Origin of the sequence: Rubripirellula reticaptiva, from assembly GCF_007860175.1 — a bacterium.
Lineage (GTDB): Bacteria > Planctomycetota > Planctomycetia > Pirellulales > Pirellulaceae > Rubripirellula > Rubripirellula reticaptiva.
On record NZ_SJPX01000004.1, the window covers coordinates 776,999 to 794,422 of the forward strand.

Below are 17,424 nucleotides of genomic sequence, written 5' to 3' on the forward strand. Positions count from 1 at the left end.
TCGTGAACCTGCCCGTCATCGATTCGAATGCTTCCGCTAAGCCTGTGGCCGCCCAGCCGGCCGATCCTCGGCGTCACTTGTTGGACGTTTCGCTTGACGAATTGAAGGATTGGTTGGTCAGCAACGGCCAGCCCGGCTTTCGTGCCAAGCAGATTGTCCACTGGGTGTTTCAACGCCGCGTCAGCAATTTTTCGCAGATGAGCGACCTGCCCAAAGCGTTACGAGAGAAACTGGACGAGGCATTTCGCATTTGGGTGACCGGTGAAGCAGCTTTGGTGACGTCATCCGACGGGACCGACAAGTTGCTGGTTCGATTGCCCGATGGTGGCGAAGTCGAGTGCGTGTTGCTGCGAGACGGAGTCCGTCGCAGCATCTGTGTTAGCAGCCAGGTTGGTTGTGCGATGGGCTGCGTGTTTTGTGCCAGCGGGCTCGATGGCGTCGATCGAAATTTGACGATGGGCGAGATTCTGGAACAGATGCTTCGTTTGCAGGCCCGACTCGATGAAGGTGAACGGCTCAGCCATATCGTGATGATGGGCATGGGCGAACCGCTTGCCAACTTGAACAACGTGCTTGGCGCATTGGACGTTGCTCGCAGCAAAGATGGGTTGGCGATCAGCCCACGTCGAATCACGATCAGCACGGTCGGATTGCCGCCTGCGATCGATCGACTGGCTCGCGCCGAGGTGCCCTACAACTTGGCGGTCAGTTTGCATGCGCCAAACGATGAACTGCGTGACCAACTGGTGCCGGTCAACCGAAAGATTGGCGTGCAAGCGGTTTTGGATGCGGCCGATCGTTACTTTGAATCCTGTGGCCGCCGCTTGACGTTCGAATACGTTTTGTTGGGTGGCCTGAATGACTCGGACGACGAGGCTCGGCAGCTGGCCTCGCTGTTGCGCAAGCGAACGGCGATGTTGAATGTGATTCCGTACAATCCGGTCGAAGGTCTACCGTACAAAACGCCAACCAAGAGAGCGATCGATAATTTCCGCTCGATCCTTGAAAACGGCGGCGTGAATGTTCAGTTCCGTCAACGCAAGGGTGGCGAAATTGATGCTGCGTGCGGGCAACTCCGTCGCAACCGAGACTCTATCAAGACGCAAAACATAGGAACGCAACATGGCAGTTGAAATCGACATCGAGTATGCGGGCAATCTTCGCTGTGACGCCGTTCACGGTCCTAGCGGAATGAAGCTGCATACCGACGCGCCCACGGACAATGGCGGACTGGGTTCGTCGTTTTCACCAACCGATTTGGTCGCCACGGCGCTAGGCAGTTGTGTGATGACCATTCTAGGCTTGGTGGCTCAGCGCCACGAACTTGACCTGACGGGAACTCGTGTCCACGTCGAAAAGGAAATGGTCGCTGATCCGGTCCGCCGAATTGGTTCGCTGCGGACGGTTGTGACCGTTCCGGCGGGTGTTTTGATTGACCAAGCGATGCGGACGCGTTTAGAAACCGCTGCTCGGAAGTGTCCCGTCCACCAAAGTCTGCACACCGACATCGATGCACCCATCGATTTTGTTTACGCGTAGTTTCGGTCTTTGGGTTCGACTGCCACGAGAGGCGAGCGAGATCGCGATTCTTAGATTCTCTTCAGCACGAACACCGCGTCGGTAAGATCGTTGTCGAATTCGCGTTGTTCGTCGATTTCGTAGTCGAAGTCGTAGATGCCCTCGATCGCCAGCACGTCGGACACCTTCGCGAGCAGTTTTTTTGCCTGGGTGGGCGTGTAAATGCGTAGCGGAAACTCGCTGCGGATCTTTTCGACTTTGCCGTTTCGTTTGACGGCTTTGACGGACACTCGCAGCAGTTCTTGGCGTTTTTTGCGATCGAAATCCATCACTCGCAGTGTGACGCTGACGTTCGTCCCGCCATGACTGGCTCGCCAGCGCTCGGTGCATTCGGGGTCGGCATCCATCGGGATCAAGTGAAAACCCAAGATGTAGATCCCACCGACTCGCAGGTTGGCCGCGACGCTGCGCAGGTGTTTTTCGGCAGCGGCTTCGTCCAGTAAGTGACGAAAGGTGTTGAATGTGCAAAACGTTGCATCGAATGGCTCGTCGAAATTCATTTCCGTCATGTCGCCAAGCACGTAGGTGCCCGGCAACTTTCGACGCTTCATCCGGTCGCGCAGGTATTTCAGCATCGGTTTGCTGAGGTCCAGTCCGGTGACGTCATAGCCCTTGGCCGCCATCCCGACGACTAATCGGCCGCTGCCGCAGCCCGGTTCGAGCAGTCGTTTGACTTTACCGTCGGCAAACTTGTCGAATGCTTGTTCAAAGAACGCGACCTCGGCATCCGTTTCGTCGCGGAAGACCATGTCAAAGTACTGCGGGTGGTCGTACCAGGTTGCCATAGGGAAAGCAGGGATTCGAATTTTGAGGTTTAAGGAATCGGCAACATTACTGGAGTGCGCGTCGGCCTTCGCCCGCCTGTTTCCAGGTTGCAATCGCGGCATCCGACACTGAGGTTCCGCGTAGGTCAAGCCGTTTGAGATTCGGCAATCGTGAAAGATGCTGTTCCAGTCCCACGTCCGTCACTTTCGTGGCTCGCAATCGGATCACTTCTAAACCGGTCAGCAACGCCAGTTTGTCGAGTCCGTCGTCGCTGACTTGCGAGTCGTTCAGATCGAGCTCGCGAAGGTTGGCCATTCCCTCGATGTAGTCGAGTGTTTGGTCGGTGACGTCGGCGTTCGCCATTTGCAGGACTGTCGTTTCGGGATGTTGAGCCAGTATCGCATAGCTATCCCGATCCCAGCCCGTCAAAGTGATGTGCTTTTCACCTTGCACCAATTTGACACGCGGGCCGAGATCGACGTCACCGATCCGCGTGTAAATCGCTGGTGTGACGACCGCGGCAAAGCCCATCGCCATCATGACGAGTGGCCATTTCAATCGGCCCCAGTGTCCCAAAACAAAGTGTCCCGACACAAACATGACCAGCAACCACGCCAGTCCGGCCAGCATCAGGATTAGCCCGGAATAAAAGAGAAGCTCGGTCGCCAAGTACATGCGTCGAATTGCCGTCGGAAAATAGAAAATTGCGCGGGGGCAGCAGCAGTGCTAGGATAACCTCGGCACTAACGCGAAGAACATCACCAGCGGAGAACCCCGTGAACTATCAAGCCCTTGCGTGGATCTACAGTATCGCAACTCTCCTCGGCTTCGTCTTTACCTTAGGCGTAGTCGTTTTCATTGTGAGCAAGGTGAAGGATCAGTCCGCTGCGAAGACCTATGCGATTACCGGATTCGGAATGCAACTGTTCATTACCGTGCTTACCGCGATATCGCCGATCATGATGGGGCAAATGTTGACGGCCGAGTCGATGGCGATGGGCATCGGATGGATGAATCTTGGTGCCGCGATTCTCAGCATGATCGCAACTTGCTTCATCGTTGCCGCGATTGTGGTTGGCCGGGGGGCACCGGCAGCGCATGAACCGATTACCGCGGACCTCGCACGACCCGAAACCGGGAATCCCTACCAGCCTTGATCGTTGCTAAGATACGGTTTGTCCAAACTTGATTGCCCAATACGAATAGACCGACTACTCCGATGCAAACCTTCTTTTCTTTTCACCGGTTCACGTTTCTGATAGCTGCTTTGGCATGCTTGACGGCTGTTTCCTGTTCGGGCCCCAAACGTGGTCCCAGCGCCGTTGATGCGGATGCCGAAACGGAATTCACGACGACGGATTCAGGCCTGAAGTATCGAATTTTGCGCAAGGGATCGGGCGAAAAGCCCATCGCAACCAACCGGGTGACGGTCGATTACTCAGGCTGGCTCGATAATGGCCAGATTTTCGATTCGTCCTACAACCGCAACGAGTCGACCACGTTCTTGCTGACCCAAGTGATCCCTGGTTGGACTGAGGGACTGCAATATGTCAGCAAGGGTGGGATGATCGAGCTCGAAATACCGTCCAACTTGGGCTATGGACCGGGTGGAACACCAGGAATTCCGCCCAATTCGACTTTGCACTTCAAAGTCGAACTGCACGAAATTCGCTGATGCTGCAGTGGCTTTGTGTTCACCTGCCTGGCGTTGCTTTAGACCGTGATTGACACCGAAACCAGCGTCCTTATGCTTTCGGCACTGATTCAAGAGCCATTTTACGACGAACTTCATGTTTCACCCCCGAGGCCTCCATGGGTTCGGGGGTTTTTTCGTATTCCTGCTTTTCCCGTGATTTTCCATCACCAAGTCTCGCCAAAAACAGTCTCGCCAAAAACAGATTGCGACCATGACCGATCGAACGATTCAGATCTACGACACGACCCTCCGCGACGGTTCGCAGGGCGAAGGCGTCAGTTTTTCGTTGCAGGACAAGTTGAACATCGCCCGTCGCTTGGCAGAAATCGGTATCGACTTCATCGAGGGCGGCTACCCGTTGTCGAACGAGAAGGACGTGGCTTTCTTTCAACAGATTCGCAAGGACAACCTTGGTGATACTAAAGTGTGCGCGTTCGGAATGACTCGGCGTCGCTCGATGAAGGCTGCAGACGACCCCGGCATGAAGGCCTTGGTTGCCGCAGAAACACCTTGCATCACTTTGGTTGGCAAGACGTGGGACTATCACGCGACTGATGTATTGAACGTGACGCTGGACGAAAACCTGGCGATGATTGGCGAGAGCGCTGAATTTCTCGGCCGTGGGGCTGAAGTGATCTACGATGCCGAACACTTTTTCGACGGCTACAACGCTAACCCTAAGTACGCAATTGAAACGTTGCGAGCCGCTGCGGCGGCAGGCGCAAAGTACATGGTGTTGTGCGATACCAACGGTGGAACGTTGCCTGAACAGGTTGCCGAGATTACTCGTGCGGCGATTGAGGGAACGAAAGACTACGGCGTTCAGATTGGTATCCACACTCACAACGACGGCGAGCTTGCGGTTGCCAATTCGCTGGCGGCCGTCGACGCAGGTGCCACGCAAGTGCAAGGCACGATCAACGGCATTGGCGAGCGTTGTGGCAACGCAGACTTGATTTCTGTGATGGCCAACTTGGCACTGAAGAAAAAGGGTTACCGAGTGCTGGGCGGTCGCGACATGAAGCATCTGACCGAGCTGAGTCGATATGTCTACGAGACCGCCAATTTGCAATGGCGTGGCGGACAACCCTTTGTCGGTCAAAGTGCGTTTGCGCACAAAGGCGGCATGCACGTTCATGCAATCAACAAAGCATCCAAGACATACGAGCACATCGACCCGGCACTGGTCGGCAACGAACGTCGGATTTTGGTCAGCGAGTTGTCCGGTCGCAGCAATATTGTGGCAGTCGCGACCGAGCACAACATTCAAAATGACCGAGTTTTGATGGACAAAATCTTGGCCGAAGTGGTGCGGCTAGAGAACAAGGGATATCAGTTCGAAAACGCTGGCGCATCCTTCGATTTGCTGATCAAAAAGGTGTCTGACACCTTTACGCCGCACTTTACGCCGATCAAGTATCGTGTCGTGGCCGGTGATCGTGATTCGGTCGAAGGGAGCGTGTTCGCCGAGGCGATCATCAAGTTGAAAGTCGGCGACGAATTATGGTTCGACGCCGCCGAAGGGCATGGACCAGTCAACGCGCTCGACGCTGGTCTACGCAAGGCACTCTCGGGTGCATTCCCGTGTCTGCACGACATGCGATTGATCGACTACAAGGTTCGGGTTGTTGATTCCGGCGCCGGAACAGCGGCATCGATCCGAGTGAATATTGAAAGCGGCGACGAAAACGAGACATGGGGCACGATTGGCGTCAGCGACAATATCATCGCAGCAAGTTGGCAAGCTTTGACCGATGCGGTGGAGTACAAGCTGCATAAGACGTAACGTTTCTAGCACTTCCCAGATTGATTTTTACGGCCAAACCGAATCGTTCTCAGACAGGAGTCTGGGAGCCAGAAGTATCCTCTATCAATTTTGATTCACGATGAACGACGACTCGACGATTCCAACTCGCTTTGAACACTCCGAAGCAGCCGACCGAATTGCTGCTCAGTGGGATCTCGCTAAGTGCGCCCACGCAGAGGTCAATCCGAACAAGAAACCGTTCACGATCGTGATCCCACCGCCAAACGTCACCGGCGCACTGCACCTGGGACACGGACTGAACAACACGCTGCAGGACATGGTGGTTCGGACCAAGCGAATGCAGGGCTACGAAGCGTTGTGGATGCCGGGGACTGATCATGCCGGGATTGCTACGCAAGCGGTTGTTGAACGGCGTCTGAAGGAAAACGAAAACCTGACACGGCATGATCTTGGCCGCGAAGAATTGGTCAAACGCATTTGGGCATGGAAGGACCAGTACGAAAAACGCATTCTCGGCCAACTGAAGCGAATGGGATGCAGTTGCGACTGGGAACGCGTTCGATTCACGCTGGATGATCGTTGTGCGACCGCTGTCCGCGCGACATTTTTTGATCTGTTTGGCAAGCAGCTGATTTACCGCGGCAAACGATTGGTCAACTGGGATACGTTCCTGCAAACGGCGGTATCGAATGATGAAGTCGAGAATGTGACTCGCAAGGGACACTTCTATCACTTCTTTTACAACGTGATCGATCCTCAGGCAGGTGAACCCACACAAATCGAGATCGCCACGACACGGCCGGAAACGATGTTGGGCGATACGGCGGTGGCGGTGCACCCGGATCCCGAGCGCGCCTTCGACAAGGTTGCCGCTGAATTGCAATCGAAGTTCACCGAAGCGACGGCAAAAGAGCAGCCGATTGTGCAAAAGCAGATCGACGAACTTGCTGCGCGTCGCGAAGCGATGTTGCCCGGGCTGATCGTGCTGCGCGACATGGCGGCCGCTGGCCGGATGCTGCAGTTGCCACTGGTTGATCGACCGATTCCGTTGGTGTCGGATATTTGGGCCAAGCCGGAACTAGGCACCGGGTGTGTGAAGATCACGCCGGCGCACGATCCCAATGACTATGAAGTGGGCAAGCGAGTTGGTTTGCCGATGATCAACATTCTTAACCCCGACGGAACGCTGAACGCAGAAGCTGGCCAGTTCGAAGGATTGACCATTCCGAAGGCTCGGATCGCGGTTGTCGCCGCACTCGACGAACTTGGCTTGCTCGGTGACATCGAAGATCGCGACATTGAATTGCCACACAGCGATCGCAGCAAGACACCGATCGAACCGTACTTGGCGGATCAGTGGTTCGTCAAAATGGACGAATTAGCCGAATCGGCGATGGAGCGAGTCCGAAATGAAGAGGTCCAAATTTTCCCGGAACGTTATCGCAAGAGCTATCTGGATTGGTTGAGCGAAAAACGGGATTGGCCTGTCAGCCGACAACTGTGGTGGGGACACCAAATCCCGATCTGGTCCAAGACCGGTTTGTCCGACGCCGAACTGAAAACAACGGTCGCAAAAATCGTGGAAGTGATTGGCGATGCTGCGGATACGGCGAGCTACCAAGTTGACACCGCCGACGATGGAACGCGCGGTGTGTTTGTTTGTTTGAAATTCGAAGGCGATGCGAGAGAGGCCGCGATCGAGGCGCTCGGACTCGAACGTGATCCGGATGTTTTGGACACATGGTTTTCGTCGGCGTTGTGGCCGCACAGCACGCTCGGTTGGCCAGAGAAAACACCGGAACTTGAATACTTCTATCCCACCGATACGTTGATTACGTCGCGCGACATCATCACCCTGTGGGTTGCCCGGATGGTGTTGATGAGCTGGAACAACTTGGGCGTGGTTCCGTTCAAGGAAGTGTTCATTCACCCCAAAATTCTGGACGGTCTCGGCGAGACGATGTCCAAGAGCAAGGGGAACGGCGTCGACCCCAATGATATCGTTGATAAGTTCGGTCCTGACGCACTGCGTTACGGATTGGCTCGTTTGGCAACCGACACGCAAGACGTTCGCATGCCGGTCCAGTACGAATGCCCGGCCTGCGAAAAACTGATCGATCAAACGAAAAAGAATCGCTCGTTGCCGAAGATGGCTTGCCCGGCATGCAAGGCAGAATTCTCGACTCAGTGGGCGGAAACCGAAGCGGATAAGGCATTGCCGAAGGGCGCCGTGGTTAGCGAGCGATTTGAAACGGCTCGTAACTTCGTGAACAAGCTGTGGAACGCGGCTCGTTTTGTGATGATGAATATGGACGGATACAAGCCGCAAGCGATTGACGTCGCAAAGTTGCCGCTCGAAGACCGTTGGTTGTTGAGCCGATTGTCGACCGTGACATCACAGGTGACCGAAGGCATCGAGAAGTACCGGTTCGCGGAAGTCACGCGTGTGCTGTACGACTTTGCGTGGGATGAGTTCTGTAGCTTCTATGTCGAAATCGCAAAGCCTCGTTTAGCCGACGATGATCAGCGCGAGTTGACGCAGTCCGTGATGGCGTACGGACTCGATACGCTGTTGCGTTTACTGCATCCCACGATGCCGTTTGTGACCGAATCGATCTGGGGCTATCTGAACGAACTGGCGCCCGAGCGTGGGCTTACTGAGACGACGAAGGCTGGCCCGTTTGTGATGACGGCTGCGTGGCCTGAAGCGATTGCAGAACACCACGATGAATCGATTGAACGTCAGTTCGCCGAGTTCCAAGAAGTCGTTGGTGCAATTCGCAAGATCCGTGCTAGCCAGAACATCGCACCACGCGAAACGTTGCCGGTTGCGATCCGGTGCAGTCCATCGTCAACCGAATTGTTGTCGCCGATGCGAACGTATCTGGAAGGCTTGGCGGGTGCCGAAGTGGTCGAGCTTGGACCGGATGCCAAGCCGTTTGAAACCGATGGGCCACTTTCGATTCCATCGATTGACGTTGACGTTCATGTGGACTTGGAAAAGTTCATCGACGTTGAGGCAGAACTGGCCAGGTTGGAAAAACTGCACGGCAATTTGATCAAGCAGATCACCGGAAAGCAACAGAAGCTCAACAACGAGAGTTTCGTGTCGCGAGCTCCGGACGAAGTCGTGCAAGCCGAACGTGACAGTTTGTCGGACTTGTCCAAGCAGCGAGAATCCGTCGAAGGTGACATCGCAAGGCTTCGTAAGAAATCGAGCTAACGCGTCAATCGGGTCGGTGGGGGCTGCGGAGCAGGGTAGACGCGATCCGCGGTTCTTACCAATCCGCTAGTGGACCGGTACTGTGCTGGGTCACGTGTTGGTATTGCTTGTCGCAGAACTCGTCCGTCATTCCGGCGAGGTACTCGCCGACGACTTTTTTGATGGGCGACCGTTCGGCGCGGACACGAAAACGCAGCGGCAGACGGCCAGGATTTTCCGTAAGCAGATCAAAAAGCGTTCGCAGTCGGTTGCCGGCGGCGTCACGGACCGGGATCAGTCGTTTGTGGCGATACACGGCATCGAATAGAAAGGCTTCCAGTTCGCTACGTTCGCTGCCCACCAAGTCACTGTGCCGGAGACGTAAACCTGCGTGGCAAACTTCTCCTGATCGATGGCCTTCATAAGGACGCAGTTGTTCGATCGCAACTTGCAACAAATCGCTGACTTGCAAATCGATCAATTCGTGAACGAGCAACTGTCGTAACTGTGTCGTTGGCAACATGCCATGCTTGGTACGGATCGATTCGAGCGCTCGGCGAACCACGGCGAGTTCCGACAGTTCGTCAATCGACAACAGACCCATTTGTAAGGCGTCGTCCATGTCGTGCGCATCGTAGGCAATTGAGTCCGCCAGATCGACGATTTGGACTTCCAGAATCGGCGCACGTCCGACGGCTGCTTCGGCTTTGTGGGCTCGCGTGTCTTGGCCAGCCAAGGTTTCTCGCGACAGATTTAGGCCGCTAAACTGGCTGTATCGTTGTTCCAATTCTTGGACAATCACAAGGGCGAAACCGTTGTGCGAAAACCCACCAACGGATTCCATCGCTTCGCTCAAGACATCTTCGCCACAGTGCCCGAACGGCGGATGGCCGACGTCATGCATCAAAGCTAGAGCCTCGGTAAGATCTTCGTTCAGACGCAGCACTCGAGCGATCGTTCTAGCCACCGACGTGACTTCCAACGTGTGGGTCAAACGTGTGCGGTGGTAGATGCCCATTTCGCCGGTGAAGACTTGCATTTTGCCGCTCAGTCGCCGAAACGCGCTGCTGTGCAGGATTCGGTCTCGGTCACGAGCAAACGGGCCGCGGTAAGAGTGGATTGGCTCGTCATAGATTCGCCCTTCGCTGTCACGGCTGTGCATCGCATACGACGCTAGCAACAAGTGTTCGCGATCGGCGAAGCGTCGCAGGTCGATCATCGGCTGAATTTCCGCCTGTTCCAACGGTCGCCTCGGGGTGTCATGTTAGGTGCTGAATCGGCCATCGCCGGAATAGGCCGTTTTGGAAGTCTAGGTCGTGGAAAGAAGCTGGGATGTGAATATTCCCAGGCTCCTACTATTCCTACGATCGTACCACCCGGCTTCAAAAACGCCCACACTGAAAACGCCCTACCAACAGGACTACGCCGCCTTGTCCGCAGCGATCGAAATTCGTGGCGCTCGCGTCCACAACCTGCAAAGTGTCGATATCGACATTCCTCGAGACGCGGTAACCGTGATCACTGGCGTGTCGGGCAGCGGCAAGAGCTCGCTGGCGTTTGATACGCTTTATGCCGAGGGCCAGCGGCAATACATCGACAGTCTTTCCGCGTATGCACGTCAGTTTTTGGACCAGATCCCGCGTCCCGACGTTGATTCGATCGACGGGCTGGCACCGACGCTTGCGATCGACCAAAAAGCTGGTAATTCCGGCGCTCGCAGCACCGTCGCTACGGTCACCGAGATCTATGACTATCTCCGGCTGCTGTTCGCACGCGTCGGCACGCCACACTGCAGCAACTGTGGCAGTGCGATCGCCCAACAGTCGGCGGACAACATTCGCGAAACGTTATTGGCGATGCCAGAGAAAACGAAACTGGTTTTGATGGCGCCGATGGTGCGCGGCCGCCGCGGTGAACATCGCGAAGTGCTCGAAACGATTCAGAAGTCCGGGCTAGTCCGGGCTCGCGTCGACGGCGAAATGTATCTGCTCGAAGACATTCCACCGTTGGCGGTCCGTAAAAATCACTCGATCGAAGCAGTCATCGATCGGCTGGTCATTCGCGAAGGTATCGAGTCGCGGTTGCATGATTCGGTCGATTTGGCTTTGCGATTGGGCGAAGGCTTGATGTCAGCGTTAGTCCAGAAGCCTGGGACGGACGAGACCGAAACGATTTTTAGCACATCGATGGCCTGTGTCGAATGTGGTGCCAGTTTCGAAGAACTGGAACCGCGGACGTTCAGTTTCAACAGCCCCTACGGCGCCTGCCCAACCTGCGACGGGCTTGGCACCATGGGCGAGGGCGAAAACACTGACATGTGTCAGTCGTGCGAAGGATCAAGGCTGCGTCCGGAAGCCCGCCGAGTCACGATCGGTGGTCTGTCGATCGATCGCCTGACGGCCATGTCGCTTTGCGACGCAAAGGATTGGATGGATCAAGTCGTCCAACACACGTCGGCGCTGCACGCGAAAGTTGCCGATCCGATTGTTCGCGAAGTGACGCGGCGACTTGAGTTTCTGATGCGAGTCGGCGTCACTTATCTGACTCTCGATCGGGCCGCCGATTCGTTAAGCGGTGGTGAATTGCAACGCGTCCGTTTGGCGACCAGTATCGGCAGCGGTTTGGTCGGTGTTTGTTATGTCTTGGACGAGCCATCGATCGGTTTGCATCCTGCCGACCACAATCGATTGATCGACTGCATTCGACAATTGCAAACTCAGGGCAACACAGTCGTCATCGTCGAACACGACGAAGCGACGATGCGGCATGCTGACTTTCTAGTCGACATCGGTCCTGGTGCGGGGAAACACGGCGGAAAAATCATCAGTCAGGGAACACCCGACGAAGTCGCGTCCGATCCCAACAGCCTCACCGGCGCCTACTTGCTGGGCACTCGCTCGGTACCGATTCCGAAGACTCGGCGGGAACCTAAAGACTGGCTAACGATCACGGATGTGACGACTCACAATCTGAAAAAGGTCACTGCCGAGTTTCCTCTGGGAATGTTGGTCGGAATTAGCGGCGTGTCGGGCAGCGGCAAGAGTTCGCTGGTCAACGATACGTTGTATCCGGCACTCGCGAAAAAGTTGGGATTGGTGTCGGTAAAGCCAGGCCCGTTCAAAAGTCTGCGCGGCGCAACCAAGATCGACAAACTAATTCCCATTGATCAAGCACCGATCGGCCGTAGTCCACGTAGTTGCCCGGCCACGTACGCAGGTGTGCTCGACGAGGTGCGAAAGGTGTTCGCCAAGACCCGCGAAGCCAAGACGCGAGGCTTTTCGACCAGTCGGTTTAGTTTCAATTCAAAAGAAGGACAGTGCGAGCTTTGCAAGGGGCATGGCGTCGAGCGAATCTCGATGAACTTCTTGAGCGATCTGTTCGTCACGTGCACGCGATGTGGTGGAAAACGTTTCAATCGACAAACATTGCAAGTGCGTTTCAAAGGTGCCAGCGTGGCGGACGTCTTAGAAATGTCGATTGATGGCGCGGCCGAGTTCTTTGAAAACGTCCCCAAGATTCATCGACAACTCGTGTCACTGCAAGACGTTGGACTCGGTTACGTGCATCTTGGTCAAGCCAGCACGACGCTTAGCGGTGGCGAAGCCCAGCGGATCAAATTGGGGACGGAACTTGCAAGAGTATCGACCGGTAAAACACTCTATTTGCTGGACGAGCCAACCACTGGGCTTCACTTTTCGGACGTCGAGCGATTGGTCGGAGTATTGCAGCGGTTGGTCGACGCGGGCAACACGGTGCTGGTGATTGAGCACAATTTCGATCTGCTGGCCGCTTGCGACTGGATTGTTGATCTGGGGCCCGAGGGTGGCGATGGTGGTGGAGAAATTTTGGCTGCTGGCACGCCTGAAACGGTTGCGAAAACGAAGAATAATGCGACTGGAAAATACTTGGCCCAAACGTTGAAGGCGGGAAACAGGAAGTGATGGTTCGCAACCCTTCGCTGTCGCCCGATAAGCCGTACTTGGTGGTCCGCGAGCGCGAGCCCGATGGGGATGGTGGTCTGGCCAATGTCTTGACGGTGTTCTTGACGGCGTCGGAGTGTCCGATCGGATGCTCGATGTGCGACCTGTGGAAGAACACATTGAAAACACCAACGCCCTCCGGTGCAATCGTTCGTCAGCTTGATTCGGCGATCGGTGATTCGAAACCCGCTGGATGGATCAAGCTGTACAACAGCGGCAACTTTTTTGATCGACGCAGTATTCCTCCGACTGATTATTCGTCGATTGCCAAGCGTGTTGCCGGTTATGAACGTGTGATTGTCGAGAATCATCCCAAGATTGGGCGTCGCCGGCTAATGGAGTTTCGCGACTTAATCGACGCATCCTTGGAGGTCGCCGTTGGATTGGAAACCGTCCAACCGCGGTGGCTCGGTCGGCTGGGCAAACAGATGTCGCGCGGTGACTTTGATGCTTACGCGAATTGGCTTGCCAAGGAACGAGTTGACTTACGTGTGTTTTTAATCGTGGGCGTGCCTGGGATCGGCCAGCATGAGGCGATTCGCTGGGCAAGGTTATCAGTGCGACATGCCATTCACGCCGGAGCACGGCACGTCAGCTTGATTCCTGCGCGAGAGGGATACGGTTGGAACGGTCAGTCGGGCGAATTACCAGCGCTCGCCCCGTCAATGCTGGCGAACCTTTTGAGCGAATCGGTCGCAGATGCCAAAGGTCGTGCTTGTGTCACGATGGATCTTTGGGATCAGGATCCCGATTGCGATGAAGTTGTATGGATGAACGAAATGAATTTGAATCAAAGGGCATGGCGGCTATGAACGAAATCGATGTCGCCGTCATCGGTTCCGGGTTTTCGGGATCGATACTTGCTCGGGTGTTGGCATCAAAAGGGATGACGGTCGCGATGATCGATCCTCAGATGCATCCACGCTTTGCGATCGGTGAATCTTCGACGCCGATCGCGGATGCGATACTGCGGAGGCTGGGGACGCGATACGGACTGAAGGACTTGATTTCGTTGTCGACCTGGGGAAGTTGGCAGTGGGATCATGCTGATTTGGATTGCGGTCGCAAACGAGGCTTCAGTTATTTTGCTCATCCAAAAGGTCAACCGTTTTCGGAATCGCATATTGGCGAGCGAAGTTTATTGGCCGCTGCCAGTCCTGAGGACGATGTGGCGGATACCCATTGGTTTCGCGCCGATGTGGATCACTACCTTTGTCAGCAAGCGACCACAGAAGGCGTCGCCTTGGCAGCTGGTTTTTCAGTGGCATCGATTGAAAGCTCCGGCGACCAGTGGGTGTTGCAATTGTCAGGGCCCGATGACAGTCCTAAGCAATTGACGATGCGGGCACGATGGGTGATTGATGCGTCAGGGCAATCTGCTGCGCTGGCAAGATTGTTGGGTGCCCGCGATATGGCGGATCGTTTGCAAACTCAAACGCACAGTACCTTCACGCACTTTCATGGTGTGCCTAGCTGGCAAGAAACTCTGCAAGCCAGTGGGATCGACGGTTCCGAGCCGTTCAATTGCGATGATGCCGCCCAGCATCATTTATTAGGCAATGGCTGGATGTGGATGCTGCGATTTGTCAGCGGAATAACAAGCGTTGGTTACACGACAACCGTAGGGCGACCTCTCGAATGGTCGGGATACCCGTCGATCGAAGCGATGATGAAACCTGCGTGGTTGGTTCGTCCCGGAGTTGGATGGCAGCAAACTGATCGACTGCAGCGATGGTTTGATCCCATTTGCGCCGAGCGTGCGATCATGTTGCCGACCGCGGCGCTAACGATGGATCCGCTGCATAGCACAGGAATCGCTCATGCGCTTGCCGGTGTGGAACGGGTGGCGGGCATCATCTTAGATGATCACTCGGCGAACGATTACGCCACCAGTTTTCATCGCGAAACGATGTTGCTGGACCGATTGGTTAGTACTGCCTACGACGTGATGGATGACTTTCCGCGATTCACCGCAGCATGCATGTTGTATTTTGCCGGTGCCATTGCCTGCGAAGAACGGTTGCAAAAAGGCGAGACACCGACGGCATTGTGGAACGCCGACGATCCGCTGTTTGTCGCGGCAACGGACAATGCGTGTGCAATGATCGCCGATCGCTCGAACGACAAATATGAAACGCAAGTTCGTGAAACCATTGCGCCGTGGAACACGGCTGGCTTGATGGATCCCGCAGTCAACAACCGTTATGCGTATACGGCGACCAAGTAGACGCCGATCGATCGCATGCTTGAGATGTTGGCCGGGCTTCGGAAGACGCTGGATTGTGGGAATGATCTTGCTTTGAAGCTGCAGATTCGGCTATCGGGGACTGAAAGAAGCTCAAATTCGCCTTTCAGGACTCGCTCGCGATGCACTCGTCACGACGTCGAACAACCACTGCTATGCTCATTCTGCTCCTCACCCTAGGGATCCTGTGGGGGACTCCGGTGACGGCCGAGGATGACGCAACGTTCCAACCCTACACGGTTTACGTCGCTCAGGAAGAATCACACGCTCGATGTGGTCCGTCGGCCGACGCCTATCGGACTGACGAACTTCGTCATGGGCAAGCGTTAGAGGTCTACTTCGAAGCCAAAGACGGGTGGTTGGGCATTCGTCCGCCGGAGTCTGCGTTTTGTTGGATTCCCGCCGAAACCGTCAAGCTTGATGCCAGCGGCGACAACGGTCTGGTGATCGAAGACCATACTGTTGCTTGGATTGGAACCCATCTGGGGCGTGCTCGTTCCTACAAATGGCAAGTTCAATTGGCCGAAGGTGAACCGGTTGCCGTGATCGGCAAGAGTGAGCGTGAAGGGCCCGATGGACCTCAATTGTGGTACCGCATCGTGCCACCGTCGGGCGAATTCCGTTGGGTTCACCGTGATCAAGTTGTCACCAATAGCGAAGAACTGATCGCCTCACTTGATCGTGAAGTACCTCGCGAAGAAATCATGTTTGCCGAAGCTGGGCCCACTTCGCCTCGCAATTCGATCGAAAGCACATCGCGCCAAAGATCGGGAATCCGAGATCCTCGTTCGCAAGTCGGGGCCAACACAAAACCGCAATCGGTGCCGACGTCTCGGCCTGCGTCGCGATCGTCGGTAGCAGACACCAAGCCGGTGTCGAGTCGTCGCGTGATTGATGAACCGGAACTGGTTCAGGCATCGGGACAATCCGTTTTGGATAATGCGGCCTATGACAATGGTGTTGAAATGATGCCAATCGGCAGTGGGCTGAAGGAGTCTTGGCAAGCGAACCAAATACGCCGCACGACGGATCAGCCACTTGGGTCGATTCAGCAGTCTGGATCGGGTGAGGATCTTGCTGCGTTGCATTCGCCGCCCAGCCTTTCCACGGGGACATCAAACGATGCGTCATCGGTCGAACCAACCAAACGCAAGGGGCTGATTGCATCCGTCGCTTTCTTGGGGCGTCCGAAGTTGGGGCCGATTGGTGCTGAGCAAAACGCGACGCAAATCGAACCTGCATCCGAAGATAGTTGGGTGTCCGGAATCGGTCGACGGATCGCTGCTGCGACGACGACCGAACCACCAATGGCTCCCCAGACTCAGGCCGCGTCGATGCAAGCGTTTGCATCGCCAAGTGAGCCCGTGCAGTCACCTGCAACGCTTGGTGCGCCGTCGCCTGTCATGCAAGTTTCGGGATCGTTGCCGATGCCGGCTCAACAGTTATCGCCGGCTGCCTCTGGATGGGCTCCGTCGAACGGGATGGCACCTGCGGTGGTAGCACCGATATTGAACCAAGTGAACGCGAAGCCAATGAACGTGGTTTCATCGCAGCGTATTGAACAAATTCGCCAGGAAGCCAGCGGCGCCGATATTGATACGCTGACTCTTCTTTTGTCGCGGCTGATGTCCGCACAGGCGTCGGGTTTGGAAACGGAACCGGTCGCTGCTGCGGCTCGTCAGTTGGTTGGTACCGCAAATGATACAGCGATCGCGACTCGCGCGAGAAAGTTGGCCGAGCGAGCCGACCAATACGCTCGCCTAGCAAACCGCCGCGACGGCAACGCAATGATCCGCAACCAAGGCGACTTGATGTTGGCCGACGCCCAGACGCCTGAGATCGATTCGCTGGAAATTCCGTCGGGGTTGGGGACGATCGCTTCTGCCATTGGGCTGGGAGCACCGCAGGCCCCCTCGGCGTCGGAAGCTGTACCCGCCTTCAGCGGCCAATTGGTCCAAGTCTACTCGGCCCGTCCAAACAGCCCCCCGTTTGCGTTGACCGACAATACGGGACGAACGGTTGCCTATGTGACACCGATTCCGGGAGTGAATCTGCGAACTCATTTGAACAGCCACGTCAATGTGATTGGAACGGCAGGCTACCTGCCGGGCTTAAATATGCCTCATGTCTTGGCGTCCCAGGCCGTTCGAACCCCTCAATAACCGCTAAATCGCGATCCAGGTCGCGGTT

Annotated in this window: 13 protein-coding genes; 10 read left to right on the plus strand and 3 right to left on the minus strand. The window is 55.6% G+C overall.

Going from position 1 to position 17,424, the window contains the following annotated elements:
- The first annotated feature begins 2 nt into the window (after positions 1-2).
- Together rlmN and Poly59_RS20025 are read left to right on the plus strand one after the other, a co-directional pair.
- Positions 3-1,133 carry a 23S rRNA (adenine(2503)-C(2))-methyltransferase RlmN gene (gene rlmN, locus Poly59_RS20020; RefSeq protein WP_186776433.1) on the plus strand — a complete coding sequence of 377 codons (1,131 nt, stop codon included), beginning with the start codon at positions 3-5 and terminating at the stop codon, positions 1,131-1,133.
- Complete coding sequence (locus tag Poly59_RS20025; protein WP_146535854.1) at positions 1,123-1,539, plus strand: OsmC family protein; 417 nt, start codon at positions 1,123-1,125, stop codon at positions 1,537-1,539. Before rlmN ends, Poly59_RS20025 begins: the two co-directional genes overlap by 11 nt.
- A gap of 50 nt (positions 1,540-1,589) precedes the next feature.
- Here the strand turns inward: Poly59_RS20025 and Poly59_RS20030 are convergent, their stop codons facing one another.
- Positions 1,590-2,363, minus strand: coding sequence for a class I SAM-dependent methyltransferase (locus tag Poly59_RS20030; RefSeq protein WP_146535855.1), 774 nt, complete (start codon positions 2,361-2,363; stop codon positions 1,590-1,592).
- Between the two features lie 46 nt (positions 2,364-2,409).
- The gene (locus Poly59_RS20035; protein ID WP_146535856.1) at positions 2,410-3,018 is read right to left on the minus strand and encodes a hypothetical protein; all 609 of its coding nucleotides are present in this window, start codon (positions 3,016-3,018) and stop codon (positions 2,410-2,412) included.
- A 101-nt stretch (positions 3,019-3,119) separates the two neighbouring features.
- On the opposite strand from Poly59_RS20035, the gene Poly59_RS20040 reads away from it, so the two are divergent.
- From Poly59_RS20040 to Poly59_RS20055, 4 genes are all read left to right on the plus strand, one after another.
- On the plus strand, positions 3,120-3,500 hold the full coding sequence (locus Poly59_RS20040) for a hypothetical protein (RefSeq protein ID WP_146535857.1): 381 nt from the start codon (positions 3,120-3,122) through the stop codon (positions 3,498-3,500).
- Positions 3,501-3,562: 62 nt separating this feature from the next.
- Positions 3,563-4,018, plus strand: coding sequence for an FKBP-type peptidyl-prolyl cis-trans isomerase (locus Poly59_RS20045; protein WP_146535858.1), 456 nt, complete (start codon positions 3,563-3,565; stop codon positions 4,016-4,018).
- Positions 4,019-4,250: 232 nt separating this feature from the next.
- Complete coding sequence (cimA, locus tag Poly59_RS20050) at positions 4,251-5,825, plus strand: citramalate synthase (protein WP_146535859.1); 1,575 nt, start codon at positions 4,251-4,253, stop codon at positions 5,823-5,825.
- Positions 5,826-5,925: 100 nt separating this feature from the next.
- Positions 5,926-9,030 carry a valine--tRNA ligase gene (locus Poly59_RS20055; protein WP_146535860.1) on the plus strand — a complete coding sequence of 1,035 codons (3,105 nt, stop codon included), beginning with the start codon at positions 5,926-5,928 and terminating at the stop codon, positions 9,028-9,030.
- A gap of 55 nt (positions 9,031-9,085) precedes the next feature.
- On the opposite strand, the gene dgt is transcribed toward Poly59_RS20055, so the two are convergent.
- The gene (gene dgt / locus Poly59_RS20060) at positions 9,086-10,228 is read right to left on the minus strand and encodes a dGTP triphosphohydrolase (RefSeq protein ID WP_146535861.1); all 1,143 of its coding nucleotides are present in this window, start codon (positions 10,226-10,228) and stop codon (positions 9,086-9,088) included.
- Between the two features lie 211 nt (positions 10,229-10,439).
- Between dgt and uvrA the strand changes: the two genes are divergently transcribed.
- From uvrA to Poly59_RS20080, 4 genes are all read left to right on the plus strand, one after another.
- Positions 10,440-12,950, plus strand: coding sequence for an excinuclease ABC subunit UvrA (gene uvrA, locus Poly59_RS20065; protein ID WP_146536115.1), 2,511 nt, complete (start codon positions 10,440-10,442; stop codon positions 12,948-12,950).
- Positions 12,950-13,801: a radical SAM protein gene (locus tag Poly59_RS20070; RefSeq protein WP_146535862.1), complete on the plus strand. Its 852-nt coding sequence runs from the start codon at positions 12,950-12,952 to the stop codon at positions 13,799-13,801. The genes uvrA and Poly59_RS20070 overlap by 1 nt, the downstream gene beginning before the upstream one ends.
- Positions 13,756-15,216: an NAD(P)/FAD-dependent oxidoreductase gene (locus Poly59_RS20075; protein WP_146535863.1), complete on the plus strand. Its 1,461-nt coding sequence runs from the start codon at positions 13,756-13,758 to the stop codon at positions 15,214-15,216. The genes Poly59_RS20070 and Poly59_RS20075 overlap by 46 nt, the downstream gene beginning before the upstream one ends.
- A gap of 173 nt (positions 15,217-15,389) precedes the next feature.
- Complete coding sequence (locus Poly59_RS20080) at positions 15,390-17,396, plus strand: hypothetical protein (RefSeq protein ID WP_146535864.1); 2,007 nt, start codon at positions 15,390-15,392, stop codon at positions 17,394-17,396.
- The last annotated feature ends 28 nt before the right edge of the window (positions 17,397-17,424 follow it).